This window comes from Pseudomonas graminis (assembly GCF_013201545.1).
Lineage (GTDB): Bacteria > Pseudomonadota > Gammaproteobacteria > Pseudomonadales > Pseudomonadaceae > Aquipseudomonas.
Genome location: NZ_CP053746.1, coordinates 1,802,696 through 1,825,043, shown reverse-complemented (window position 1 = coordinate 1,825,043; position 22,348 = coordinate 1,802,696). Strand labels below are relative to the sequence as shown.

Genomic DNA, 22,348 nt, shown 5'->3' with positions numbered 1-22,348 from the left:
CATCCTTCGCATTTTGGGCGTCGCGTAATCCGACTGATCGACCCTTACACCTGTAAGGCAGGCGCGGGGTGTTCACGCAATGCTGCCAACAAGGCCGGGGCGCTGGCGCCACGGCAATCCACTACGGTAAGGACCCCGGCAGCACGCGCCATTTCGGCGACCCGGGGGCTTGGTACAAATAAAGGCATCTGCGCAAGCGTAGGCCAGGCGTCGCCCGCCAACTCGCGCAGATGCTCGAAACCCTGTCCACTGCTGACCACCAGCCCATTCAAGCGTTCCGCCTTTACGGTATGAGGCAGTGCGAAAGCCGGGTATTGCGGCAGGTTGCGACGATACAGCGGCAGGTAATCGACCACCACACCACGCTCACGCAACCGTTCGGCCAGCAGCTCGCGACCGTCTTCGCCACGCATGATCAGCACTTTGGGGTCGTAACCCGAGACGGCCTGTTGAAACTGCGGCAGGTCGAGAAGCGCTTCGCTGTCGTCGCCATGCTCAGGGAAGAACACATGCAATCCGTAATCATCAAGAATTTGCGCGGTGGCGGCGCCCACGGTGAACCACTTCTGCATTGGCGGCTGTGGCCAGACTTCATCGAGCATCGCCAGCCCCAGGCGCGCGGCCGGCTTGCTGACGACGATAACCGCGCAGTACGCGGCGAGGTCGTAGATGATCGAGCGGTTGGCTTCTGACACCGGCAAAGGCTCGATCTGCAGCAGCGGCAGGCTGGCGCTGTGCACGCCAACCTCAGCCAAGGTCTGCGCGAGCGCCTGCGATTCTTCAGCCGGACGCGTGAGCAGCAGGCGCCAGGCTTTCACTCGCCGTCAGCCTCGCCGTATACCGCTTTGAGAATCTTCGCTGCACCTTGAGCCAGCAGAGCTTCGGCCACTTGCACGCCCAGCGCTTGGGCGTCCACTTGTGGCGCGCGCGCTTCTGCGTGCAGCAGCACGGTGCCGGAGGGGTCGCCCACCAGACCGCGCAGCCACAGGTGCTCGCCTTCCAGCACGGCGTAGCAGGCGATCGGCACCTGGCAACCACCGTTGAGGTGCTTGTTCAGCGCGCGCTCGGCGGTGACCCGCACGGCAGTGTCGTCATGGTGCAGCGGGGCCAGCAAGGCATGAAGTTCGATGTCGACGCTGCGGCATTCAATGCCCACTGCGCCCTGCCCGCCAGCCGGCAAGCTGTGGTCGATGCTGATGGGGGCGGTGATGCGGTCTTCGAAACCCAGACGGATCAGGCCGGCCGCGGCAAGGATGATCGCGTCGTACTCACCCGCGTCCAGTTTGGCGAGTCGCGTGTTGACGTTGCCACGCAGAAACCGGATTTGCAGGTCAGGCCGACGCGCCAGCAACTGAGCCTGTCGACGCAGGCTCGACGTTCCGACCACGGCTCCGGCGGGCAGCTCATCGAGACTGGCGTAAGTGTTGGAAACAAAGGCGTCGCGCGGGTCTTCGCGTTCGCAGATACAGAACAGGCCGAGCCCCTGAGGGAAGTCCATCGGGACGTCTTTCATCGAGTGGACGGCGATGTCGGCTGTGTGCTCCATCAGGGCTGTTTCCAGCTCCTTGACGAACAGACCCTTGCCACCGATTTTCGAGAGCGGCGAGTCCAGCAGCTTGTCGCCGCGACTGACCATCGGCACCAGCGTCACGATCAGGCCGGGATGCGCCTGCTCCAGACGCGCCTTGACGTACTCGGCTTGCCAGAGGGCCAGGGCGCTTTTGCGGGTGGCGATGCGGATTTCGCGAGAAGACATGAACCGGTCCGTACTGAGTGAATGCGGCGAATAATAACAGCTCGGCCGGATCGGACCGAATGACTGTATTCAATCGTTGCGCATCATGATCTCAATCAACCTGCCCACGCCATGCGACGGCATGTCGCCCGCATCGCACGGCATCGCCTTCGCGGCACTTGCTTACAACTGCTGCATCATCTTGCGCACACCGGCAACGTGCCGGCGGCTGACGATCAACGCATCACCGTTGAGCCCCTTGAGGAACAACTGGAAATGGCCCAGCGGCGTGCGCTGCAGGCGTTCGATGCGCTCACGGGCAACCAGCGCGTTGCGGTGAATACGCACGAAGCGATCGCCGAACTCATCTTCCAGAGCTTTAAGCGGCTCATCCAGCAGCACTTCGCCGCCTTCGTGGCGCAGGGTCACGTATTTATGATCAGCGATGAAATAGATCACCTCAGCGAGCGGGATCAGCTCAATGCCCTTTCGGGTACGCGCGCTGATGTGACTGCGCGGGCCGGCGCCGCTTTCCGCAGCAGGCCGGGTCATCGCTGCCAGCTGCACGCGATTTGGCCGCTCGGCCTTGCGCAACGCATCGATCAAGTGCTCTGGACGAACCGGCTTGACCAGGAAACCCACGGCGCTGACCCGGAAGGCTTCTAGCGCAAATTCATCGTGGGCCGTGCAAAACACGACGGCGGGAGGGGCGTCGCGCTCGCACAATTTTGCCGCGACCTGAAGTCCATCCAGGCCAGGCATGCGGATATCCAGCAACACCACGTCGGGTTTCAAATTTTCAATCAGCTGCAATGCTTCTTCGCCATTTGTGGCGCTGGGTTCCAGAACCTTGTAACCCTCGAGCTCGCTTACCATACGGCTCAGGCGCTCTCGGGCTAGGGGTTCGTCATCAACGATCAGGACATTCATATTGCTCTGGCTTCCTGCGTGAGTCTCGCACAAGGATAGCGTAGACAGGTGAAGTGACGACCGTCTCGGCGCTCCACGCTCAGACTGGCGAGAGGGCCGAAAAGTGCCGTGAGTCGAGCGCCGATGTTTGCCAAGGCCTGCTGAGTGCCGCTCGGGTTTTGCCCCAGGGCGGCCTCATCGTATGGATTACTGACGCGCAATATGAATACTCCCCGTTCGTAGTCCGCCTCAACTCTGACCACGCCGCCTTCAATGCGGGGCGCGATGCCGTAAATCAACGCGTTTTCCAATAATGGCTGCAAGGTTAGCTGGGGAATTGGCAAGTCGTCGGGAATTGCACTTATGGCCCAGTCCAACTGTAGACGCTCGCCAAGTCGATATTGCTCAATCGATAAATAGCGTTTCGCCAAATCAAGCTCTTCACGCCATGTCGTCAGGCTGCCGGGCTTGCCCAGACTGGCCCGAAACAGGTCAGACAGATCAAGCACCGCCTGCTCCGCCTTGACCGGATCGCTGGTGACCAGGCTGGCGATGCTATTGAGTGTATTGAACAGAAAATGCGGGCGAATCCGCGCCTGCAGGGACTCGATCCTGGCCTGAAGTTCGGCCTGCTGCTGTTTTCGCCACTGACTCTGCAGGTAAAAGTACCGCAGCATCAGTGCGGACATGATCAAGGCGATCAGGGCGTAACGCAGGTACCGCTCGACGACCCCATTGAACGAGGTCGGGGGATTCACTTGGTAATAGTCAGTCACGGCGGTGCACATCAGCGTCACCGCGACCACCAGCAGACAACCGATGCAGCCGGCCACGCCAGCACGCATCCGCGCCAGCCAGGGACGCAAGCCACACAGCAGCGCGGCGGACAGCAGCACGATCCACTGCACGAAAAGAGAAATCAGCGCCAGACGCACCCAGTCGAACTCCGGCCGCATGGGCTCGATGAGCACGAGCACGAAGACCAGCAACTCCGCCAGCACCACCAGCATCAGCAACGCCTGTGGCAGGCACAGTTCCGGGAGGAAGAACTCTTTGCCGGGCGCACTGCTCTGCCCCGGTTGTTTGCGCTCGTTTTGCATGGCCGCCAGTCTCTTCGCTCATACCGTCGCAGGCAAGCCGCCGGGGATAAATAAGCGGCAATGCTGTTATCATCGCCCGCGTCTTTAGAATCGGCCGGCGCCGGTTTTTCATCAGTTTCAGCCACCAGCAAAGCAGCGAGCGAATCATGAGCACCGACAAGACCAACCAGTCCTGGGGCGGCCGCTTCAGTGAACCCGTCGACGCCTTCGTCGCACGCTTCACCGCCTCCGTCACCTTCGATCAGCGCCTTTATCGCCACGACATCATGGGCTCCGTCGCCCACGCCACGATGCTGGCCAAAGTCGGCGTGCTGACCGATGCCGAGCGCGACACGATCATCGACGGGCTGAAGAGCATTCAGGGCGAGATCGAAGCCGGCACGTTTGACTGGCGCGTGGACCTCGAAGACGTGCACATGAACATCGAAGCGCGCCTGACTGATCGCATCGGCGTCACCGGTAAAAAGCTGCACACCGGGCGCAGCCGCAACGACCAGGTCGCCACCGACATCCGCCTGTGGCTGCGTGACGAAATCGACCTGATTCTGGCTGAAATCACTCGCCTGCAAGAAGGCCTGCTGGGGCTCGCCGAGCGCGAAGCCGACACCATCATGCCGGGCTTCACTCACCTGCAGACCGCGCAACCGGTGACCTTCGGCCACCACATGCTGGCGTGGTTCGAAATGCTCAGCCGTGATTACGAGCGTCTGGTCGATTGCCGCAAGCGCACCAATCGCATGCCCTTGGGCAGCGCCGCGCTGGCCGGCACCACGTACCCGATTGACCGCGAACTGACCTGCCAACTGCTGGGCTTCGAGGCCGTCGGCGGCAACTCGCTGGACAGCGTCTCCGATCGCGACTTCGCCATCGAGTTCTGCTCTGCCGCGAGCATCGCGATGATGCACCTGTCGCGTTTCTCCGAAGAGCTGGTGCTGTGGACCAGCGCGCAGTTTCAGTTCATCGACCTGCCTGATCGCTTCTGCACCGGCAGCTCGATCATGCCGCAAAAGAAAAACCCTGATGTTCCTGAACTGGTCCGTGGCAAAAGCGGCCGCGTATTCGGCGCTCTGATGGGCCTGCTGACCTTGATGAAGGGCCAACCGCTGGCCTACAACAAGGACAATCAGGAAGACAAGGAGCCGCTGTTCGACGCTGCCGACACCCTTCGCGACTCGCTGCGTGCCTTCGCCGACATGATCCCGGCGATCAAACCCAAGCACGCCATGATGCGCGAAGCCGCGCTGCGTGGCTTCTCCACGGCAACCGACCTGGCCGACTATCTGGTCCGCCGTGGCTTACCATTCCGTGATTGCCACGAGATTGTGGGTCACGCGGTGAAGCATGGCGTCGAGACCGGCAAGGATCTGGCCGAGATGACGCTGGACGAGCTGCGTCAGTTCAGCGACCAGATCGACCAGGACGTCTTTGCGGTGCTGACGCTCGAGGGCTCGGTCAACGCTCGTAATCACATCGGCGGCACGGCGCCGGAGCAGGTCAAGGCCGCGGTTGTGCGTGGCCAGCATTTGCTCGCCACCCGCTAAACGCATAAACGGCGTCGCCCGATGCGGGCGATGCCATTCAATTGGCAGGACATCGAGAACCACATGAGCGACAACATCGAAAACGACGAAGAAGAGTTTGCGGAAGCGACGCTGATTGAAGCCATCGAAAATCAGATCGAGAGCGACAACCCGCCAGCGGCCAAAGCCACCTACAACAAGCTGACCCTGGTGGGCATCGAGCGCGAAGAGATTCTGCAGATGATGGCCCACATTCTGGCATTGGAGATCGACGGGATCCTGGCTGAAGATCGCCCGTTTAATACTGCCTGGTACGAAGCCGCCCTGCGTGCACTGCCCGACATGCCGCCGGGCGTGCGACTGGCGGAAGACGAGTAACACCTGCCAGATATGCCGGTCGCTCACCCGACCTGACGACCGGCCAGATACTTCCTGCAAAATCCCCAGACCTGACTACACTCCAACAGCCTCGCTGCCGCATGGCGACGGGGCCGTCACGCCTGCGATTCTGATCGCGGTGTATCCACTGGAAAAAGTCTGGAGCACCTATGTCGTTTACCCCTGAATTGGTTGCCGAGCTGGAAATCCTGTCGCTGTTCAATCTGAGCAACACCAAAGAGGGACTGAAGGTCCACCACCATTCCGCGGCTCCCGCAGCCATCGCTGCCGCCCAACGACTCTTCGACAAAGGCCTCACCACACAACACGACGGAGGCTATTTGACCAGCCTGGGGCTGGATGCCGCCGACCACGCTCAATCGCTGCTGATCATTCTTGCCACCAGCCAGGAAGCTGCCTGACTCGACCCTCGCGAAACCTTTGCATGTACGCATCAAATAAAGGTTTCGCGAATCCTCCATTTCGACGATGCTGCGCCGATAAAATAATGGCGCCATAAAAAAGACCCGCGATTGTGCCGTATCGGCCTGACGCCACGCTGTCTTGATTATCGCTACACCTTTACTTCATGCAGTGCCGCCCGCCGGCTTCGAGTCGCGATGACGCGTAGTTCCGAAATTCGCCCGGATCTGGATGAGGGCATTGATCGCAAGGTCCTCGCTCAGTTACGCAGCCGCTTCCTGGCCCTGAGTGAGAGTCGACTGGCGCGCGCATACGAAGGCTTATCGCCTCGCCAGCAAAGCGTGCTATCGCTGCTGCCGTTGTTTTTCCACGTTAATCATCCTCTGTTGCCAGGCTATGTGTCGGGCTCCACCCCCGCTGGCGTTTCCCATTACGAGCCTGACGCCCAGGCCCTTGCCGAAGCGCAGCGCTTGACGCGGTCGTTCTCCTACAAACCACGCCGGGTGAATCCCCCCCAGCCGATTCACGGCATCTTTCTGATGGGCAGCCTTGGGACCCTTGCCCAGGCTGACCAGAGCGACATGGACGTGTGGATCTGCCACGACCCGCTGCTGTCGGCCGACGAAATCCAGGAGTTGCGCAGGAAGTGCCAGTCCCTGGAAAGCTGGGCGGCGAGCATGGGTGCCGAGGCGCATTTCTTTCTCGTCGATCCGGAGCGTTTTGTCGTCGGCGAGCGCGACGCGCAGCTGAGTGGGGAGGACTGCGGGACGACGCAGCACTATCTGTTACTCGACGAGTTTTATCGCACTGCTATCTGGCTCGCCGGGCGCACCCCGATGTGGTGGCTGGTGCCGGTCTATGAGGAAACGCGCTACGCCGAATACACGCACACCCTGCTGTCGAAGCGATTTATTCGTGCCGACGAGGTGCTGGACCTCGGCAACATGTCGCACATCCCACCGGGCGAATTTATCGGCGCCGGGCTCTGGCAGTTGTTCAAAGGCATCGAATCGCCCTACAAGTCGGTGCTCAAACTGCTGCTCACCGAGGCCTACGCCAGCGAACACCCGCAGGTGCAGTGCCTGAGCATGCGCTTTAAGAACGCCGTGTTCGCCAAGCGAGTAGACCTCGACGAACTGGACCCGTACGTGATGGTGTACCGGCGCATCGAGGAATACCTGCTGGCACGGGGCGAGCCCGAGCGGCTGGAGCTGGCACGTCGCAGTTTGTACCTGAAAGTGAACAAAAAACTCACGGGGGCCACTCGCCACCGCAGCAACGGTTGGCAGCGTCTTCTGCTGGAGCGGCTGGTCAATGAGTGGAACTGGGACGATCGTCAGCTGGCGCTGCTCGACAGCCGCAGCCAATGGAAAGTGCGTCAGGTCGCCAGCGAGCGTCGCGCACTGGTCGGCGAGCTCAACCTCAGTTACCGCTTCCTGACCCAGTTCGCGCGGGCGCAAAAGGCAGTCAGTTCGATCAGCAAGCGCGACCTCAATGTGCTCGGGCGCCGGCTGTATGCGGCCTTCGAACGCAAAGCCGGCAAAGTGGAATTTCTCAATCCGGGCATCGCGCCGGATCTGGCAGAAGATACGCTGACGCTGGCGCAACTGCCTAACAAGCGCGAGCCCGGCAGGTATCAATGGTGTCTCTATAACGGCAACCTGAGTGCCCACGAGTTGGAGACGTTTGCGCCGATCAAGCGCAGCCGCGAGTTGCTGGAGCTGCTTACGTGGTGCCATCGCAACAACGTCATCGACAGCAGCACGCGCCTGGCGCTGCACCCTGGCATCAGCGATCTCACCGAATTCGAGCTTTTCAATCTGCAAAGCGCGTTGCAGCAGAGCATTGTCCTGCCGCTGGGCATGATCGATGAAGACGTACTGCTGAGCCCGAGCGTGCCCCACGAGATCCTGCTATTGGTCAACGTAGGCATCGACCCGCTCAGGCACCACAAAGACCTGAACATCCTGATGACCACCGAGCGAACAGACTCGCTGAGCTACGCTGGCGTCCGCGAAAATCTGGTGCTGACCTTCGACCAGATCACCCTCAACAGCTGGAACGAGGTGCTGGTCAATCGCTTCGACGGCCCCCATGCACTGCTGGACTGCCTGACAGAACTGCTCAACGGCCTGCCGGAAAAGTCCGCAAGGCCTGTCATTCGCGTGCGCTGTTTTTGCCACAACCGTGCGCAGGCTATCGCCCAGCGCGTGGAAGAGCTCATCGGCACCGCGCAACTGCTGCTGGACCGGCGCCTGAATCATCGCTATCTCATTCAGGTCGAGCAGCGTTACCACGTTCTGGAAATGATCCCCGGCCAGGTCAGCCACGTCACGCTCGAACACGTGCCGGCACTGTTTGATTATCTGGGTGAGGAGCTTTCTGCCTACAGCCCGCTTCATCTGGACCCGCAAGCACTGGACGACTCGGACTTGTCGCTGTTCATCCCGTACGGGCAGCCCGAGTGCATTCAGGTTTTTTACCGGATCAACGAACCCAATGCCGACCTGTACGTGCTCGATGAGCGCAATGCGTTATGGCATCAGCAGGTGCCGTATCACACTGAATCCAGCCTGCTGGTGCCGCTGCAGCGCTTCTTTCAGTCGCTGATGTACCGACGCGTAGCGTTGTTGCCGATGGATAACCCGCTGGAATCAACCTCGCTGGAGGCTTTGTATTACCGCATTACCCCCGATGGATCAGGGCGAGCCCGCCGCGTCGAGCAGCGCTCGCCCCCGGCAATGCTCATCGAAAAACCATTCTTCGATGTGCAGGCGATTATCGAGGAGGCGAGCCCAGGCCAGGTCAGCGTGACGCTGTATTGCGACGGGATGGAGTTCTCCGACCTCGAATTCGGCGATCAGCTGTTCAGCTTCGTGGCGCGGCGGATTCTCGACCAGCGCCGTGAGCCGCAACGTTACCGCTGTTACATCACCGACCTGGACCTGTCCGGGATTCTGGGGGATGCGCGCGGTCAGACCATCCTGTTCCTGCGCTACAAAGCCGAGCTGGAACAGTCACTGAATGCCGCGATGGATGAGGCCTAACGACGACCGACTCGCTACAGACGATTCAGCGTGCGACGGAATTTACACTGCGACGCTGATCGGCTTGCCGCACGATCTCACGCCGACGCTCATCGGTCGCCGCCCGCCACTCGCGTATGTCTTCGACGTGGCGCTGGCACCCCGTGCAGACTTTGTCTTCGTCGAGCCGGCAGATGCTGATGCAGGGCGACGGAACAGCCGGGCTGACGTTGCTGAACAGCGGCTTTGGCGGTTTGACCGGTGTTGCGTTAACGGTCACTGGCGGTTGCCATCGCTGCCGTCGAGGGCATCGAAGTCGATCTCTTCGCCGGCCTGCTGCTTCGCCAGACGATAGAGCATCTCGCTCAACAGCTCTTCGCTCTTGTCGCAGATCCAATGCTTCGCTTCTTCGTCGTAGTCAAAGTGAAAACCACCCGACGCAGCCGCCAGCCATAGCTGACGCAAAGGCTCCTGACGGCTGAAAATGAACTGCGAGCCGTTTTCGAATTTCACAGTCAGCACACCGGCCGAACTCTCAAGGTCCAGATCCAGACCGCTCTCGTCGAAGATGTCCTGGAGCTTTTCCTGGGTGGCATCGACCAGATCGTGAAAACGGGCTTCAGTCAAACTCATTGCATGAACCTCAAAAGTGTCGGCGGATGGCGCAGCGACGCACGATACGGTCGCTCCCCGGCAAATGCAAAGCCTACCCGCCCAACTGCAATGGCGGGACCGGCTTTTGTCGGGAAGGTACCGAACGTCATTGCATCACAGACTGCGTCAGAAATCCGCGCGTGCTGCTCAGTCTAATTGCGTGACGGCGTCAAACCCCCGCCGGACGGGAACTCCAGCGCATAGGCAATCTGTCGGGTGGCCGGTATACTCGGGCGCAATTAATGCTTATACAAAGGATTTCGCCATGAAGCGCCTGATTTCCTCCCTGGCCGCGCTGCTTGCAGTTGCGTGTCTGGTCTCTGCCTGCGGTCAGAAAGGTCCACTGTATCTGCCCGACGACGACTCGTCCGACGGTTCCAGCCAGACCAAGTCGCACTCGCACAAGCATCAGACTTCGACCTACTAGGAATCAGTCATGGACGCCTTCAACTACCGCGACGGTGAGCTGTTCGCGGAAGGAGTGGCGTTGTCTGCCATCGCCGAACGCTTCGGCACGCCGACATACGTCTATTCCCGCGCGCACATCGAGGCGCAGTATCGTGCCTACGCCGACGCCCTGAGCGGCATGCCGTATTTGGTCTGTTACGCGGTCAAAGCCAACTCCAACCTGGGTGTTCTCAATGTCCTGGCGCGCCTGGGCGCCGGTTTCGACATCGTTTCCCGTGGCGAACTGGAGCGCGTACTGGCGGCAGGCGGTCAGGCCGACAAGATTGTCTTTTCCGGCGTCGGCAAGACCCGTGATGACATGCGCCGAGCCCTCGAAGTCGGCGTACATTGCTTTAATGTCGAATCCACCGACGAACTCGAACGCCTGCAAGTCGTTGCCGCCGAAATGGGCGTGCGCGCCCCGGTTTCGTTGCGCGTCAACCCGGACGTCGACGCCGGCACCCACCCCTACATCTCCACCGGCCTCAAGGAAAACAAATTCGGCATCGCCATCGCGGACGCCGAAGACGTTTACATCCGCGCCGCGCAGCTACCGAATCTTGACGTTATTGGCGTCGACTGCCACATCGGCTCCCAACTGACCACGCTCTCGCCTTTCGTGGATGCCCTGGATCGCTTGCTCGATCTGGTCGACCGCCTGGGCGATTGCGGCATTCTGCTGAAGCATATCGATCTGGGCGGCGGTCTGGGTGTGCGTTATCGCGACGAAGAGCCGCCACTCGCGGGCGATTACATCAACGCCGTGCGTGAACGCCTCGATGGCCGCGATCTGGCGCTGATGTTCGAGCCCGGCCGCTTCATCGTGGCCAATGCCGGCGTGCTGCTGACCCGCGTCGAGTACCTCAAGCACACCGAGCACAAAGACTTCGCTATCGTCGACGCCGCCATGAACGACCTGATTCGTCCGGCGCTGTACCAGGCGTGGATGGACGTAACTGCGGTCAGGCCCCGTGACGGCGCCAAACGCACCTACGACATCGTCGGCCCGATCTGCGAAACCGGGGATTTCCTGGCCAAAGAGCGCGAACTCGCGCTGGCTGAAGGCGATTTGCTGGCCGTGCATTCCGCCGGCGCCTATGGCTTCGTGATGAGCTCCAACTACAACACCCGCGGACGTACGGCCGAGGTGCTTGTGGATGGCGAGCAAGCCTTCGAAGTGCGTCGCCGTGAAACCGTGACTGAGCTGTTTGCCGGCGAAAGCCTGCTGCCGGAGTAATCCCATGCTGCTGCGTTTTACCAAGATGCATGGCCTGGGCAATGATTTCATGGTGTTGGACCTTGTGAGCCAGCACGCGCACATTACGCCCAAGCATGCCAAGCAATGGGGCGATCGCCACACCGGCATCGGCTTCGATCAGTTGCTGCTGGTCGAAGCACCGAACAATCCGGACGTGGACTTCCGTTACCGGATTTTCAATTCCGACGGTTCCGAGGTCGAGCAATGCGGCAATGGCGCGCGCTGCTTCGCCCGTTTCGTGCTGGACAAGCGGCTGACGGCCAAGAAGCAGATTCGCGTCGAGACCAAGGGCGGCATCATCGAGCTGGACATCCGCAACGACGGCCAGATCAGCGTGGATATGGGCGCGCCGCGCCTGGTGCCGGCGGACATCCCGTTCGATGCGCCGGAGCAGGCCACCTGCTATTCCCTTGATGTCGATGGCGAGACCGTCGAGCTCGCGGCCGTGTCCATGGGCAACCCGCACGCCGTGCTGCGCGTCTACGACATCAACAACGCACCGGTGCATGTGCTGGGACCGAAGATCGAGAACCATCCGCGCTTTCCGGCGCGGGTGAACGTGGGCTTTCTCCACGTCGTCGACCGCCAGCGCGCGCAACTGCGGGTGTGGGAACGTGGCGCCGGGGAAACCCAGGCCTGCGGCACCGGTGCCTGCGCGGCAGCGGTCGCGGCCATTACTCAGGGCTGGATGGATTCGCCAATGCTGATCGACCTGCCGGGCGGACGCCTGTCCATCGAGTGGGCAGGCCCCGGCCATTCTGTGATGATGACTGGCCCGGCTGTCCGGGTTTACGAAGGCCAAGTACGTCTATGAGTGAGAGTATCCAATGACCGACCAGCCTCAGACTTCAAACGACACGCCCGGCCAGTCCCCTGCCGAGAACGCAGTGCCTGCCCTTGAAGCCGAGGCGGTCGCGGCCTGGCTGCAACAACATCCTGATTTCTTCGCCGAACACGACGAGCTGTTGGCGATGATGCGCGTCCCGCACCAACGGGGCGACACCGTCTCGCTGGTCGAACGCCAGCTTAAATTGCTGCGCGAGCGCAACATCGAGATGCGCCACCGGCTTTCGCAACTGATGGACGTGGCCCGGGACAACGACCGGCTGTTTGAAAAAACCCGCCGGCTGATTCTCGATCTGATGGACGCAACCAGTCTGGAAGAAATCGTCATCTGCGTGGAAGACAGCCTGCGCCAAGAGTTTCAGGTGCCCTTCGTCAGCCTTATCCTGTTCAGCGACCACCCGATGACCGTCGGACGCTGGGTCAGCGCTGCCGACGCGCAGAAAGCCATCGGTGGGCTGATGTCGGGCGGCAAGACCCTGTGTGGCGCGCTGCGCGAGCATGAACTCGAGTTCCTGTTCGGCAGCGAGCAAAGCAAGGAAGTAGGCTCGACCGCCCTGGCTTCCCTCACCCATCAAGGGTTGCATGGCGTTCTGGCCATCGGCAGCCGTGATCCGCAGCATTACAAAAGCTCGGTCGGCACGCTGTTTCTCAGTTACATCGCCGACGTGCTCAGCCGCCTGCTGCCCCGCTTCACCAACTCGCTGCGTTCGGTTCGCTAGTCATGGAAGGGCAACTGGACGCTTACTGCACGCACCTGCGCAGTGAGCGCCAAGTGTCGAGCCATACGCTTGAAGCCTATCGCCGCGACTTGAACAAGGTCCTGGCGTTCTGCGAAAAGCAGCACATCGACAGCTGGAAAGCGCTGGATATTCAGGCCATGCGCAGCCTTGTCGCGCGCCTCCACCAGCAGGGCCAATCCTCGCGCAGCCTGGCCAGACTGCTGTCAGCCGTTCGCGGCTTCTATCACTACCTCAACCGCGAAGGCCTTTGCGATCACGATCCGGCCAATGGCCTGTCACCGCCCAAGGGCGAGCGTCGCCTGCCGAAAACGCTTGATGCCGACCGAGCCCTGCAACTGCTTGAAGGCGGCGTCGAAGACGATTTCCTGGCCCGGCGCGATCAGGCCATCCTCGAGCTTTTCTATTCGTCAGGCCTGCGCCTGTCCGAATTGACCGGACTGAACTGTGCAGACCTGGATCTGGCGGACGGTCTCGTGCAGGTCCTCGGAAAAGGCAGTAAAACCCGCGTTTTACCGGTCGGCAGAAAAGCCCGGGAAGCGCTGGAGGAATGGCTCAAGCAGCGGGCGCTGGCCAATCCACAGGACGATGCTGTATTCGTCAGCCAGCAGGGCCGGCGCCTCGGGCCGCGATCGATCCAGCTGCGGGTCAAGGCCGCTGGCGAACGCGAGTTGGGCCAGAATCTGCACCCCCACATGCTTCGCCATTCATTCGCCAGTCACTTGCTGGAGTCGTCCCAGGACCTGCGCGCCGTGCAGGAGCTGCTGGGTCACGCCGATATCGCCACCACTCAGATCTACACCCACTTGGATTTCCAGCATCTGGCCACGGTGTACGACAGCGCCCATCCACGGGCCAAGCGCAAAGGTAACGCCGACAATGAGCATTAAGCTGATCACCTTCGATCTGGACGATACGCTGTGGGAAACCGCACCGGCGATTGTCAGTGCGGAAGCCAAGCTGCGTGAGTGGCTGGCTGCCAACGCGCCAAAACTAGGGCCGGTTCCGGTCGAGCATCTGTGGGAAATCCGCTCGCGACTCATCGAAGAGGATCCGACCTTCAAGCACCGGATCAGTGCGTTGCGCCGTACGGTGCTGTTTCACGCTCTGGAGGACGCTGGCTACGGCCAGGCTGAAGCCCACGAGCTGGCGGACCAGAGCTTTGAAGTATTCCTTCAAGGGCGGCACCAGTTGGACATCTTCCCTGAAGTGGTGCCGACACTGGAAATCCTGACCAAGTCTTACACGCTGGGTGTCGTGACCAACGGCAATGCCGACGTCCGCCGCCTGGGCCTGGCCGATTACTTCGCCTTCGCGCTCTGTGCCGAGGACCTGGGCATCGGCAAACCAGACCCTGCACCTTTCGTTGAAGCGCTGAAACGCGGCAATGCCGATGCCAGCCACGCCGTGCATGTCGGCGATCACCCGGGTGATGACATCGCCGGTGCTCAACAAGCCGGCATGCGGGCGATCTGGTACAACCCCGGCGGCAAAGCCTGGGAGGCTGAAAGAGCGCCGGATGCCGAGATCAGCAGCCTGACGCAATTGCCCGAGGTGCTGGCGCGCTGGGGTTGATCCGTGTCTCCCCCGGTATGAATGCCGGCTTTTGCGCCGGCAACCCGGATCGCAGGCAATAAAAAACCCGCAGCGACAGCGGGTTTTTCATCAAGCGCACAACCGGCCCTTAGATAGGACGGCTGCCGTACTTGTTATCAGGCTTCTTGGGCGGATCGGCGACCACATTGGCCTCCACTTCCACGACCTTGCCACCGCGAGCGAGGAATTCTTCCATCGCGCGAGCCAGAGCATCACGCTCTTTGTTCTTGGCTTCCACGCTCGGCAATTCGTCTACCGAGACGGCGGCCTTGGCCTTGCCCTTGGCCGGAGTCGCAGAGACTTCAGCGCTGTCGTCGACCTCCACTACATCTTCATCGGAAGCCGCAGCGAGCCCCTCGCCGCCCTCCTCGTCTTCCAGCTCGTCTTCCAGACCTTCTTCGATGTCGTCGTCGCTCATGTTCTACCTCATGACTTGCGCAAGCAGATTAGTTATAGCCCAGCCGGGCTTGATTTCTTGGACAGCCGGAAAAAATTCAACTACCGCATACTCTCAGCGGTCGTGTCCCTCACCTTGAAGCGTGGCGAGGACTCTACGGGCTCCGCCTGCATCGCGGTGCTCGCCCAGATAAATACCTTGCCATGTGCCCAACGCCAGCCGTCCATTTGTAACCGGCAATGTCAGCTGGCAGCCAAGCAGACTGGCTTTGAAGTGCGCAGGCAGATCGTCGGGTCCTTCGTCGTCATGCTCGTAACCGTCGCGCCCCTGAGGCACCAGACGGTTGAAGAAACGCTCGAAATCGCGACGTACCGCCGGGTCGGCGTTCTCGTTGACGGTCAACGAGGCCGAGGTGTGTTGCAGCCAGACATGCAGCAGGCCAATGCGGCATTCGCGTAATTCGCGAAGGCCCGCAACGATCTCGTCAGTCACCAGATGGAAACCACGAGGCCTTGCCCGCAGCGTGATCAAGGTCTGTTGCCACATACCGTTCTCCGCCCTTCGGCGCGCATTCTAACGCGCTGGAAAAAAAAACAAAGTGCGTAATGAGCGACGATTTTTACGGGCGCAGAACAAGGGCATTTATGCCCTCTCAAGCGTCCGGAATCGCCAGGTTTGGCCGAACATTGCAGCGGATGTCCCTGCCTGGAACACCCGCCCCCTGTGCGGACATCCCTATCGACAAACCCCAGGCAAAAAAATGCCCGGAGACCCGGGCATTTTTTCATGCGTGGATTACAAGTTGTAGCCACGTTCGTTGTGTTGCGCCAGGTCCAGGCCGACCGCTTCTTCTTCTTCGGTGACACGCAGGCCCATGACCATGTCGAGCACCTTGAGGATGATGAAGGTCACGATCGCGGTGTAGATGACCGTGAAGCCGACGCCTTTGCACTGAATCCAGACTTGTGCCGCGATGTCGGTCACAGTGCCGAAGCCGCCCAGCGAAGGGGCTGCAAACACGCCGGTCAGGATCGCGCCAAGGATACCGCCGATACCGTGAACGCCGAACGCATCCAGGGAGTCGTCGTAGCCCAGTTTGCGTTTCAGGCTGGTGGCGCAGAAGAAGCAGACCACGCCTGCCGCCAGACCGATGATCAGGCCGCCCATTGGGCCGACAGTACCGGCAGCCGGAGTCACAGCAACCAGACCGGCAACCACACCCGAGGCAATGCCCAGCGCGCTTGGCTTACCGTGGGTCAGCCATTCGGCGAACATCCAGCCCAGCGCTGCAGCAGCAGTGGCGATCTGGGTGACCAGCATGGCCATACCGGCGGTGCCGTTGGCCGCAGCTGCGGAACCTGCGTTGAAGCCGAACCAGCCCACCCAGAGCATGGCCGCACCTACCAGGGTGTAACCCAGATTGTGCGGGGCCATCGGAGTGGTCGGGAAACCTTTACGCTTGCCGAGTACCAGGCACGCTACCAAGCCAGCCACACCGGCGTTGATATGAACAACGGTGCCGCCCGCGAAGTCGAGAACGCCCCAGTCCCACAACAGACCGCCGACGCCGCTCCAGACCATGTGCGCAATCGGCGCGTAAACCAGAGTGAACCAGATCGCCATGAAGATCAGCATCGCGGAGAACTTCATACGTTCTGCGAAGGCGCCGACGATCAGGGCCGGGGTGATGATGGCGAAAGTCATCTGGAAGGTCACGAAAACGGCTTCCGGGAACAGTGCCGCAGGGCCAGTGATGCTTGCCGGGGTGATGCCTGCCAGGAACGCCTTCGACAGACCGCCGACGAAGGAGTTGAAGTTGACGACGTTGGCTTCCATCCCGGTGGTGTCGAAGGCCATGCTGTAGCCGTAGACGACCCACAGAATGCTGATCAGGCCGGTAATGGCGAAGCACTGCATCATCACGGAAAGAATGTTTTTCGAGCGGACCATGCCGCCGTAGAACAGCGCCAGACCGGGGATGGTCATGAACAACACCAGCGCGGTGGAAGTCAGCATCCAGGCGGTATCGCCGGAATTGAGTACAGGGGCTGCCACTTCGTCTGCCGCCATGGCCAAGCCAGGGGTTACGAGGGACAACAGGGCTCCTAGCCCTGCGAATTGACGCAGAGTCATATTGTTTTCTCCTGGGGCGTTGGGGTTTGGCGGCTTAGATTGCGTCGGTATCGGTTTCGCCGGTACGGATGCGGATGGCCTGTTCCAGATTGACCACGAAGATCTTGCCGTCACCGATCTTGCCGGTGTTGGCCGCTTTGGTTATCGCTTCGATAACGCGGTCCAGATCCTTGTCGTCGATCGCAACATCGATCTTCACCTTGGGGAGGAAGTCGACTACATACTCCGCACCGCGATACAGCTCGGTGTGGCCTTTCTGACGTCCGAAGCCTTTGACTTCAGTAACCGTGATGCCCTGCACGCCGATTTCGGACAGCGACTCGCGTACGTCGTCCAGCTTGAACGGCTTGATGATGGCAGTGACTAGCTTCATGAAACTTTCTCCCGAATTGGTGGACTTGCCCCAGGAAAACAAACCCGACTCAAGTCTAAGCGCAGTGTCTGGCTTTGTAACGCGTCGTGTCCGCAAGAGACCTGACCAACTCCAGAAAACCGCTTCTGACGAAACATTCCCCGCTCCGCCTGCCGCACTGCATTCGTCACAGCGACTGCATCAGTGCATGGGTTACAAGCCACTAAGCAGAAAGCTTGCCATCTCATCGATCAGCGTGAATTTCGGCACTTGGCCCGTTAATTCACGCTTCAGCGTAGTCGTCGATTGCCATCGCCGCACAACAACGGTGCGCGTGTGCCCGAGGCGATGCGCGAAAAGCGTGCAGAGCGTTGCGCGTGGCGGACGGTCGAAAGCTGCGTGCTACACTCGCGCCCTCTGATTCTGGAGTTTCATCATGCTCGCCCCTAAAGCCTTTCTCGACGCCCTGAGCGGCCACGCGTCCCGCCTGTTCAACGGCGAAACCCCGGTTCCCCGCAGCGAATTCGAAACCCAGTTCAAGGCGCTGCTGCAGAGCGGTTTTAGCAAGCTGGATTTGGTCAGCCGGGAAGAATTCGACAGCCAGATGATCGTCCTCGCCCGTACCCGCGCCCGTCTTGAGGCACTGGAAGCGAAGATGGCAGAGATGGAAGCGCAGTTGGCGACGCAGCCGAAAGCGCCAGGGGCCGAGCCACAAGGTTAAGCGTTTAACCCTGCGGGTGCTCAGGCGCAGTGCGCAATGCGCTGAACCTGGGCTTTGATGGCCTCCAACGTGGCCATCGACCTATCCTCCTGTGCCCCTGCCCATCGATACACACCCCGAAAAACATGCCTCCGCCCACGCGCCAGGGCAATGACTATCCTTCAGCTCGCCGCAGGAAGCGGTGCTGCCTTCAAGGAAAGACATGTCCCTCGCGATCGTTCTGAGCCGTGCCCAGGTTGGCGTTGAAGCGCCTGCCGTGACCGTCGAAACCCATCTCGCCAACGGGCTGCCCAGCCTGACGCTGGTGGGTCTGCCGGAGGGCGCGGTCAAGGAGAGTAAGGACCGGGTGCGCAGCGCAATCCTCAACTGTCGGCTGGAATTCCCGGCGCGGCGGATCACCCTGAATCTCGCCCCTGCCGATTTGCCCAAGGACGGCGGGCGCTTCGATGTCGCCATCGCACTTGGCTTGCTCGCCGCCAGTGCGCAGGTGCCGACGCTTGCGTTGGAGGGCATCGAATGTCTGGGGGAACTGGCGTTGTCGGGTGCGATTCGGCCCGTGCAGGGCGTGCTCCCGGCGGCGCTTGCTGCGCGGGAAGCAGGGCATACGCTGATCGTGCCGGCAGTGAATGCCGAGGAAGCGTGTCTGGCGTCAGGCTTGAAAGTAATCGCGGTCAGTCATCTGCTGGAGCTGGTGTCACACTTGAATGGGGACACGGTTATCCCGCCCTATAAATCCAACGGCCTGATTCTGCAGACGCAGCCTTATCCCGACTTGAGTGAGGTGCAAGGCCAGACCGCTGCCAAACGCGCGTTGCTGGTGGCCGCGGCCGGCGCGCATAACCTGCTTTTCAGCGGTCCCCCCGGCACCGGCAAAACGCTGCTCGCCAGCCGTTTGCCAGGGCTGTTGCCGCCGCTGGATGAACTCGAAGCGCTGGAGGTGGCGGCGATTCAGTCGGTCGCCAGTCATGCGCCGCTGACCAGTTGGCCCCAGCGCCCTTTTCGGCAACCCCATCACTCTGCATCGGGTCCTGCGTTGGTCGGGGGTGGCAGTCGCCCGCAACCTGGCGAGATCACCCTGGCGCACCACGGTGTGCTGTTTCTGGACGAACTTCCGGAATTTGATCGGCGGGTGCTGGAGGTGCTGCGCGAACCCCTTGAATCCGGCCACATCGTCATTTCCCGCGCGCGGGATCGGGTGCGCTTTCCGGCGCGCTTTCAACTGGTCGCCGCGATGAACCCCTGCCCGTGTGGTTATCACGGCGAGCCGACCGGGCGCTGCCGCTGCTCAACCGATCAGATTCAGCGCTATCGCAACAAGCTGTCCGGACCGCTGCTCGACCGGATCGACCTGCATCTGACGGTCGCTCGGGAAACGACCTCCTTGGCCGCCACTGCAGACAGCAAGGGTGAAAGCGCCAGCGCAGCGGAAGTGGTCTCCGAAGCCCGACAACGCCAACAACGGCGCCAGGGCTGTGCCAACGCCTTTCTTGACCTGCCTGCGCTGCGTCAACACTGCGCGTTGCTGCCGGAAGACGAAGCCTGGCTCGAGAATGCGTGTGAACGCCTGAACCTGTCCCTGCGCGCTGCCCACCGCCTGCTGAAAGTGGCGCGCACGCTCGCTGATCTGGAGAAGGTGGACGCCATCGCCCGATGCCACATCGCCGAGGCGCTGCAGTATCGGCCTTCGACGAATTAAAACCGACTACCTATGCCACGGCGGGAGATACCCTGTCGTTCAGCACCGCGCTGTCGCGCAGCATGTACAACACGTGCGGGAGTGAGCTTGCTCACGAAGGCGGCATCTCAACCGCTGATTATTTAGCAGATGTTCTTGCCTCTTCGCGAGCAAGCTCACTCCCACAACGCGTGTATCGCCAGATCCATCTGCGGTGTTGCTTGATGAGAGTGAGTTTGCTCACTCCAACACTGCTCCGCTCTGGCGATTCTGAAACGCTCCAGCCTCACCGAAACCGATCCACTTCCTTCTGCAAGTCAGCTGCCACCGCGTTCAGCTCTTGAGCCGTGATCGCCAGGTTGGACACGACTTCGCGTTGCTCGCTGTTCGCCAGGGCGATGCTTTGCAGGTTGGCGCTGAGCAGCGTTGCCGTGTTGCTCTGCTCCTGGGTCGCGGTGGTGATGGAAGTGAATTGCTCACCAGCCGATCGGCTTTGTTCGTCGATCTGGGCCAGGGCTGCGGCGACTTTGGCGTTGCGCGACAGGCCTTCCTGCATCAGCGCGTTGCCTTGCTGCATGGTGTTGATCGCATTGCTGGTCTCTTGCTGGATGCTGCTGATCATGCCGGAGATTTCGTCGGTGGCTTGGCGCGTACGAGATGCCAGGCTGCGGACTTCATCCGCTACCACCGCAAAACCACGGCCTTGCTCACCAGCGCGTGCTGCCTCAATGGCGGCATTGAGGGCCAGAAGGTTGGTCTGCTCGGCAATCGACGTGATGACGCTGACAATCCCGCCAATCTCCTGCGAGCGCTGGCCCAAGGTATCGATCACCGTCGCGGTGCTGCTCAGCGAGCCTGCAATTTGCTCCAGCGAGGCCGATGCCTCCTCCATGGACGTACGACCGATACGCGTCTGCTGGGCATTGCCCTGGGCCATGCGCTCGGTGGTGCCCATGTTGTCGGCGATGGTCAGGGCCGTGGCGCTGAACTCCTCCACCGCGCCGGCCATACTGGTGATTTCGCCGGATTGCTGCTCCATCCCTTCATAAGCACCGCCCGACAGACCGGACAACGCGTTGGCACGACTGCTGACTTCCAGCGCTGCTGTGCGGATGTGGGACACCATGGTTTCCAGCGCCTGACCCATCTTGTTGAAGCTACCCGCCAGCTGACCAATTTCGTCATGGCTGGAAACGTTCAGACGCGCGCTCAAATCACCGGCACCCAGGGCTTCGGCCTGACTCACCAACGCCGACAGCGGCCGCAGCTTGCTGCGCAGCAGCCAGATTGCGGCAGCGACAGCGATCAGCATCGCCAGCAGGCTGCCGATGGCCAGTTGCGTGCCGACGCTCCAGGTCACTGCGCTGATTTCATCCTTGGGCATCGTCGCCAGAACCGTCCACGGGCCGCCGGCAAACTTCTCGCCGACGGTGTAGAAGTCTTCACCGGCGTCCTGCCAGAACCGCCCAACGCCTGGCGTCTTGGCGAACTCGGCCAGGGTGGTGCTTGCCTGATCCAGATCCTTCACGCCCGCTGGTGCCACCAGCCATTTGCTCTGCTCGTCGAGTAGAGCCAGCGAGCCGGTGGAGCCGATGCGGAAGTTTTTCAGGTTGTCGAACTGCGCTTTCTGCGCGTCGGTGTAGTCGAAACCGACAAACAGCACGGCGATGACCTTACCGCTGGCGTCACGCACCGGGCTGTATTGAGTCATGTACAAGCGATCGAACAACAGCGCGCGACCGACGTATCCCTGGCCGGCGAGCAGCTTGTCGTAGGCGGGATGTTTGTGATCCAGCGAGGTACCGAGGGCGCGTGAGCCGTCCTGCTTGCTCAGGGATGTGCTGACGCGCACGAAGTCGTCGCCGCTGCGCACAAAGACCGTCGCCACGCCGGCCGTCATTTTCTTGAAATCATCGACTTCCGTGAAGTCGTTGTTCAATGCCGTACCGTTCAGCAGCAGCGCAGGAGTCTGCACGCCCGCAACCGCGATCTGTTGATCGGCCTGGACGCTCAAACCGCCCGAAAAGCGCTTTTCGAACAGGCCGCTTAAACGCTGGGTGCTGTCACGCAGCGTGCTGTGGAACGTGTTCAACTGGTCGGCCAGCAACCGGGCTTCGCTGCTCATGTGCTCTTCGCGAATGACCAGGTTAGCCGAGTCCAGAGAGCGCAAGGCGAATAGCGTACTGCCGCTGATGACGACGGCCAGAATAACGGCCAGGGCGATGCCGAGTTGCGAGGCAATTCGGGCGCGAGGCTGAGACATTGGAGCTCCTTGCCGAACGACTGGACCGTCCTGATCTCAGGAACACCATTCGGACGAATCTAATAGAGGGGATCGATGAACCGATTGAGGTGAACCGGCTCTGCATTACACCTTCGGCCGACAAAAGAAATACTTGAGTCCAACCCCCTTTATGGACGGAATTATTTCCTTTTCTGAC

23 protein-coding genes are annotated in these 22,348 nt (G+C 61.0%); 12 read left to right on the top strand and 11 right to left on the bottom strand.

From position 1 onward, the window contains the following. Window positions 1-44: 44 nt before the first annotated feature. The 4 genes from FX982_RS08300 to FX982_RS08285 form a co-directional block, all read right to left on the bottom strand. Window positions 45-818 carry a uroporphyrinogen-III synthase gene (locus FX982_RS08300; protein WP_172610295.1) on the bottom strand — a complete coding sequence of 258 codons (774 nt, stop codon included), beginning with the start codon at window positions 816-818 and terminating at the stop codon, window positions 45-47. Continuing rightward, entirely contained in the window at window positions 815-1,756 is a 942-nt protein-coding gene (hemC, locus tag FX982_RS08295; protein WP_172610294.1) for a hydroxymethylbilane synthase, read from the bottom strand. Before hemC ends, FX982_RS08300 begins: the two co-directional genes overlap by 4 nt. Window positions 1,757-1,918: 162 nt before the next feature. After that, window positions 1,919-2,665 (bottom strand): LytR/AlgR family response regulator transcription factor, encoded by a 747-nt coding sequence (locus FX982_RS08290; RefSeq protein WP_172610293.1) that lies wholly within the window; start codon window positions 2,663-2,665, stop codon window positions 1,919-1,921. Then, window positions 2,662-3,744 carry a sensor histidine kinase gene (locus FX982_RS08285; protein ID WP_172610292.1) on the bottom strand — a complete coding sequence of 361 codons (1,083 nt, stop codon included), beginning with the start codon at window positions 3,742-3,744 and terminating at the stop codon, window positions 2,662-2,664. The genes FX982_RS08290 and FX982_RS08285 overlap by 4 nt, the downstream gene beginning before the upstream one ends. Window positions 3,745-3,890: 146 nt before the next feature. Here FX982_RS08285 and argH point away from each other — a divergent pair, with 146 nt between their 5' ends. From argH to FX982_RS08265, 4 genes are all read left to right on the top strand, one after another. Beyond that, the gene (argH, locus tag FX982_RS08280; protein ID WP_172610291.1) at window positions 3,891-5,285 is read left to right on the top strand and encodes an argininosuccinate lyase; all 1,395 of its coding nucleotides are present in this window, start codon (window positions 3,891-3,893) and stop codon (window positions 5,283-5,285) included. Window positions 5,286-5,348: 63 nt separating this feature from the next. Then, window positions 5,349-5,642 carry a hypothetical protein gene (locus FX982_RS08275; protein WP_122534371.1) on the top strand — a complete coding sequence of 98 codons (294 nt, stop codon included), beginning with the start codon at window positions 5,349-5,351 and terminating at the stop codon, window positions 5,640-5,642. A 170-nt stretch (window positions 5,643-5,812) separates the two neighbouring features. Beyond that, window positions 5,813-6,064 (top strand): TIGR02647 family protein, encoded by a 252-nt coding sequence (locus tag FX982_RS08270; RefSeq protein ID WP_122534129.1) that lies wholly within the window; start codon window positions 5,813-5,815, stop codon window positions 6,062-6,064. Between the two features lie 198 nt (window positions 6,065-6,262). Continuing rightward, window positions 6,263-9,112, top strand: coding sequence for a class I adenylate cyclase (locus tag FX982_RS08265; RefSeq protein WP_172610290.1), 2,850 nt, complete (start codon window positions 6,263-6,265; stop codon window positions 9,110-9,112). A 25-nt stretch (window positions 9,113-9,137) separates the two neighbouring features. Here FX982_RS08265 and FX982_RS08260 read toward each other — a convergent pair whose 3' ends face one another. Both FX982_RS08260 and cyaY read right to left on the bottom strand, forming a co-directional pair. Continuing rightward, window positions 9,138-9,371, bottom strand: coding sequence for a DUF1289 domain-containing protein (locus tag FX982_RS08260; protein WP_172610289.1), 234 nt, complete (start codon window positions 9,369-9,371; stop codon window positions 9,138-9,140). Then, window positions 9,368-9,724 (bottom strand): iron donor protein CyaY, encoded by a 357-nt coding sequence (gene cyaY, locus FX982_RS08255; protein WP_122534132.1) that lies wholly within the window; start codon window positions 9,722-9,724, stop codon window positions 9,368-9,370. Before cyaY ends, FX982_RS08260 begins: the two co-directional genes overlap by 4 nt. Window positions 9,725-10,010: 286 nt before the next feature. On the opposite strand from cyaY, the gene lptM reads away from it, so the two are divergent. Genes lptM through FX982_RS08225 form a run of 6 tightly spaced genes read left to right on the top strand, consistent with a single transcriptional unit; the run spans window position 10,011 to window position 14,608 of the window. Continuing rightward, window positions 10,011-10,172 (top strand): LPS translocon maturation chaperone LptM, encoded by a 162-nt coding sequence (gene lptM / locus FX982_RS08250; protein ID WP_037016591.1) that lies wholly within the window; start codon window positions 10,011-10,013, stop codon window positions 10,170-10,172. A gap of 9 nt (window positions 10,173-10,181) precedes the next feature. After that, window positions 10,182-11,429 carry a diaminopimelate decarboxylase gene (gene lysA, locus FX982_RS08245; RefSeq protein ID WP_172610288.1) on the top strand — a complete coding sequence of 416 codons (1,248 nt, stop codon included), beginning with the start codon at window positions 10,182-10,184 and terminating at the stop codon, window positions 11,427-11,429. Between the two features lie 4 nt (window positions 11,430-11,433). Next, a complete protein-coding gene (gene dapF, locus FX982_RS08240; protein WP_172610287.1) occupies window positions 11,434-12,264 on the top strand; it encodes a diaminopimelate epimerase in 831 nt (276 codons plus the stop codon). A 13-nt stretch (window positions 12,265-12,277) separates the two neighbouring features. Next, the gene (locus FX982_RS08235) at window positions 12,278-13,015 is read left to right on the top strand and encodes a DUF484 family protein (RefSeq protein ID WP_122623531.1); all 738 of its coding nucleotides are present in this window, start codon (window positions 12,278-12,280) and stop codon (window positions 13,013-13,015) included. A 2-nt stretch (window positions 13,016-13,017) separates the two neighbouring features. Next, complete coding sequence (xerC, locus tag FX982_RS08230; RefSeq protein ID WP_172610286.1) at window positions 13,018-13,923, top strand: tyrosine recombinase XerC; 906 nt, start codon at window positions 13,018-13,020, stop codon at window positions 13,921-13,923. Then, on the top strand, window positions 13,913-14,608 hold the full coding sequence (locus FX982_RS08225) for an HAD family hydrolase (protein WP_172610285.1): 696 nt from the start codon (window positions 13,913-13,915) through the stop codon (window positions 14,606-14,608). The genes xerC and FX982_RS08225 overlap by 11 nt, the downstream gene beginning before the upstream one ends. A 109-nt stretch (window positions 14,609-14,717) precedes the next feature. Here the strand turns inward: FX982_RS08225 and FX982_RS08220 are convergent, their stop codons facing one another. The 4 genes from FX982_RS08220 to glnK form a co-directional block, all read right to left on the bottom strand. Further along, the gene (locus tag FX982_RS08220) at window positions 14,718-15,047 is read right to left on the bottom strand and encodes a hypothetical protein (protein ID WP_122534138.1); all 330 of its coding nucleotides are present in this window, start codon (window positions 15,045-15,047) and stop codon (window positions 14,718-14,720) included. 93 nt (window positions 15,048-15,140) lie between these two features. Then, window positions 15,141-15,572 carry a secondary thiamine-phosphate synthase enzyme YjbQ gene (locus FX982_RS08215; protein ID WP_122623534.1) on the bottom strand — a complete coding sequence of 144 codons (432 nt, stop codon included), beginning with the start codon at window positions 15,570-15,572 and terminating at the stop codon, window positions 15,141-15,143. Window positions 15,573-15,821: 249 nt separating this feature from the next. Beyond that, a complete protein-coding gene (locus tag FX982_RS08210; RefSeq protein ID WP_037016614.1) occupies window positions 15,822-17,159 on the bottom strand; it encodes an ammonium transporter in 1,338 nt (445 codons plus the stop codon). A gap of 34 nt (window positions 17,160-17,193) precedes the next feature. Next, window positions 17,194-17,532 (bottom strand): P-II family nitrogen regulator, encoded by a 339-nt coding sequence (gene glnK / locus FX982_RS08205; protein WP_002555808.1) that lies wholly within the window; start codon window positions 17,530-17,532, stop codon window positions 17,194-17,196. A 415-nt stretch (window positions 17,533-17,947) separates the two neighbouring features. Between glnK and FX982_RS08200 the strand changes: the two genes are divergently transcribed. Next, entirely contained in the window at window positions 17,948-18,232 is a 285-nt protein-coding gene (locus tag FX982_RS08200; RefSeq protein WP_172610284.1) for an accessory factor UbiK family protein, read from the top strand. A gap of 202 nt (window positions 18,233-18,434) precedes the next feature. Beyond that, window positions 18,435-19,928: a YifB family Mg chelatase-like AAA ATPase gene (locus FX982_RS08195; RefSeq protein ID WP_172610283.1), complete on the top strand. Its 1,494-nt coding sequence runs from the start codon at window positions 18,435-18,437 to the stop codon at window positions 19,926-19,928. Between the two features lie 265 nt (window positions 19,929-20,193). Here FX982_RS08195 and FX982_RS08190 read toward each other — a convergent pair whose 3' ends face one another. After that, window positions 20,194-22,170, bottom strand: coding sequence for a methyl-accepting chemotaxis protein (locus FX982_RS08190; protein ID WP_172610282.1), 1,977 nt, complete (start codon window positions 22,168-22,170; stop codon window positions 20,194-20,196). Window positions 22,171-22,348 lie beyond the last annotated feature (178 nt).

Coding starts and splice junctions, on each gene's coding strand:
- hemC (WP_172610294.1), bottom strand. CDS start 1,756: ATGTCTTCTCGCGAAATCCGCATCGCCACCCGCAAAAGCGCCCTGGCC.
- FX982_RS08290 (WP_172610293.1), bottom strand. CDS start 2,665: ATGAATGTCCTGATCGTTGATGACGAACCCCTAGCCCGAGAGCGCCTG.
- FX982_RS08285 (WP_172610292.1), bottom strand. CDS start 3,744: ATGCAAAACGAGCGCAAACAACCGGGGCAGAGCAGTGCGCCCGGCAAA.
- argH (WP_172610291.1), top strand. CDS start 3,891: ATGAGCACCGACAAGACCAACCAGTCCTGGGGCGGCCGCTTCAGTGAA.
- FX982_RS08275 (WP_122534371.1), top strand. CDS start 5,349: ATGAGCGACAACATCGAAAACGACGAAGAAGAGTTTGCGGAAGCGACG.
- FX982_RS08270 (WP_122534129.1), top strand. CDS start 5,813: ATGTCGTTTACCCCTGAATTGGTTGCCGAGCTGGAAATCCTGTCGCTG.
- FX982_RS08265 (WP_172610290.1), top strand. CDS start 6,263: ATGACGCGTAGTTCCGAAATTCGCCCGGATCTGGATGAGGGCATTGAT.
- cyaY (WP_122534132.1), bottom strand. CDS start 9,724: ATGAGTTTGACTGAAGCCCGTTTTCACGATCTGGTCGATGCCACCCAG.
- lptM (WP_037016591.1), top strand. CDS start 10,011: ATGAAGCGCCTGATTTCCTCCCTGGCCGCGCTGCTTGCAGTTGCGTGT.
- lysA (WP_172610288.1), top strand. CDS start 10,182: ATGGACGCCTTCAACTACCGCGACGGTGAGCTGTTCGCGGAAGGAGTG.
- dapF (WP_172610287.1), top strand. CDS start 11,434: ATGCTGCTGCGTTTTACCAAGATGCATGGCCTGGGCAATGATTTCATG.
- FX982_RS08235 (WP_122623531.1), top strand. CDS start 12,278: ATGACCGACCAGCCTCAGACTTCAAACGACACGCCCGGCCAGTCCCCT.
- xerC (WP_172610286.1), top strand. CDS start 13,018: ATGGAAGGGCAACTGGACGCTTACTGCACGCACCTGCGCAGTGAGCGC.
- FX982_RS08225 (WP_172610285.1), top strand. CDS start 13,913: ATGAGCATTAAGCTGATCACCTTCGATCTGGACGATACGCTGTGGGAA.
- FX982_RS08220 (WP_122534138.1), bottom strand. CDS start 15,047: ATGAGCGACGACGACATCGAAGAAGGTCTGGAAGACGAGCTGGAAGAC.
- FX982_RS08215 (WP_122623534.1), bottom strand. CDS start 15,572: ATGTGGCAACAGACCTTGATCACGCTGCGGGCAAGGCCTCGTGGTTTC.
- FX982_RS08210 (WP_037016614.1), bottom strand. CDS start 17,159: ATGACTCTGCGTCAATTCGCAGGGCTAGGAGCCCTGTTGTCCCTCGTA.
- glnK (WP_002555808.1), bottom strand. CDS start 17,532: ATGAAGCTAGTCACTGCCATCATCAAGCCGTTCAAGCTGGACGACGTA.
- FX982_RS08200 (WP_172610284.1), top strand. CDS start 17,948: ATGCTCGCCCCTAAAGCCTTTCTCGACGCCCTGAGCGGCCACGCGTCC.
- FX982_RS08195 (WP_172610283.1), top strand. CDS start 18,435: ATGTCCCTCGCGATCGTTCTGAGCCGTGCCCAGGTTGGCGTTGAAGCG.
- FX982_RS08190 (WP_172610282.1), bottom strand. CDS start 22,170: ATGTCTCAGCCTCGCGCCCGAATTGCCTCGCAACTCGGCATCGCCCTG.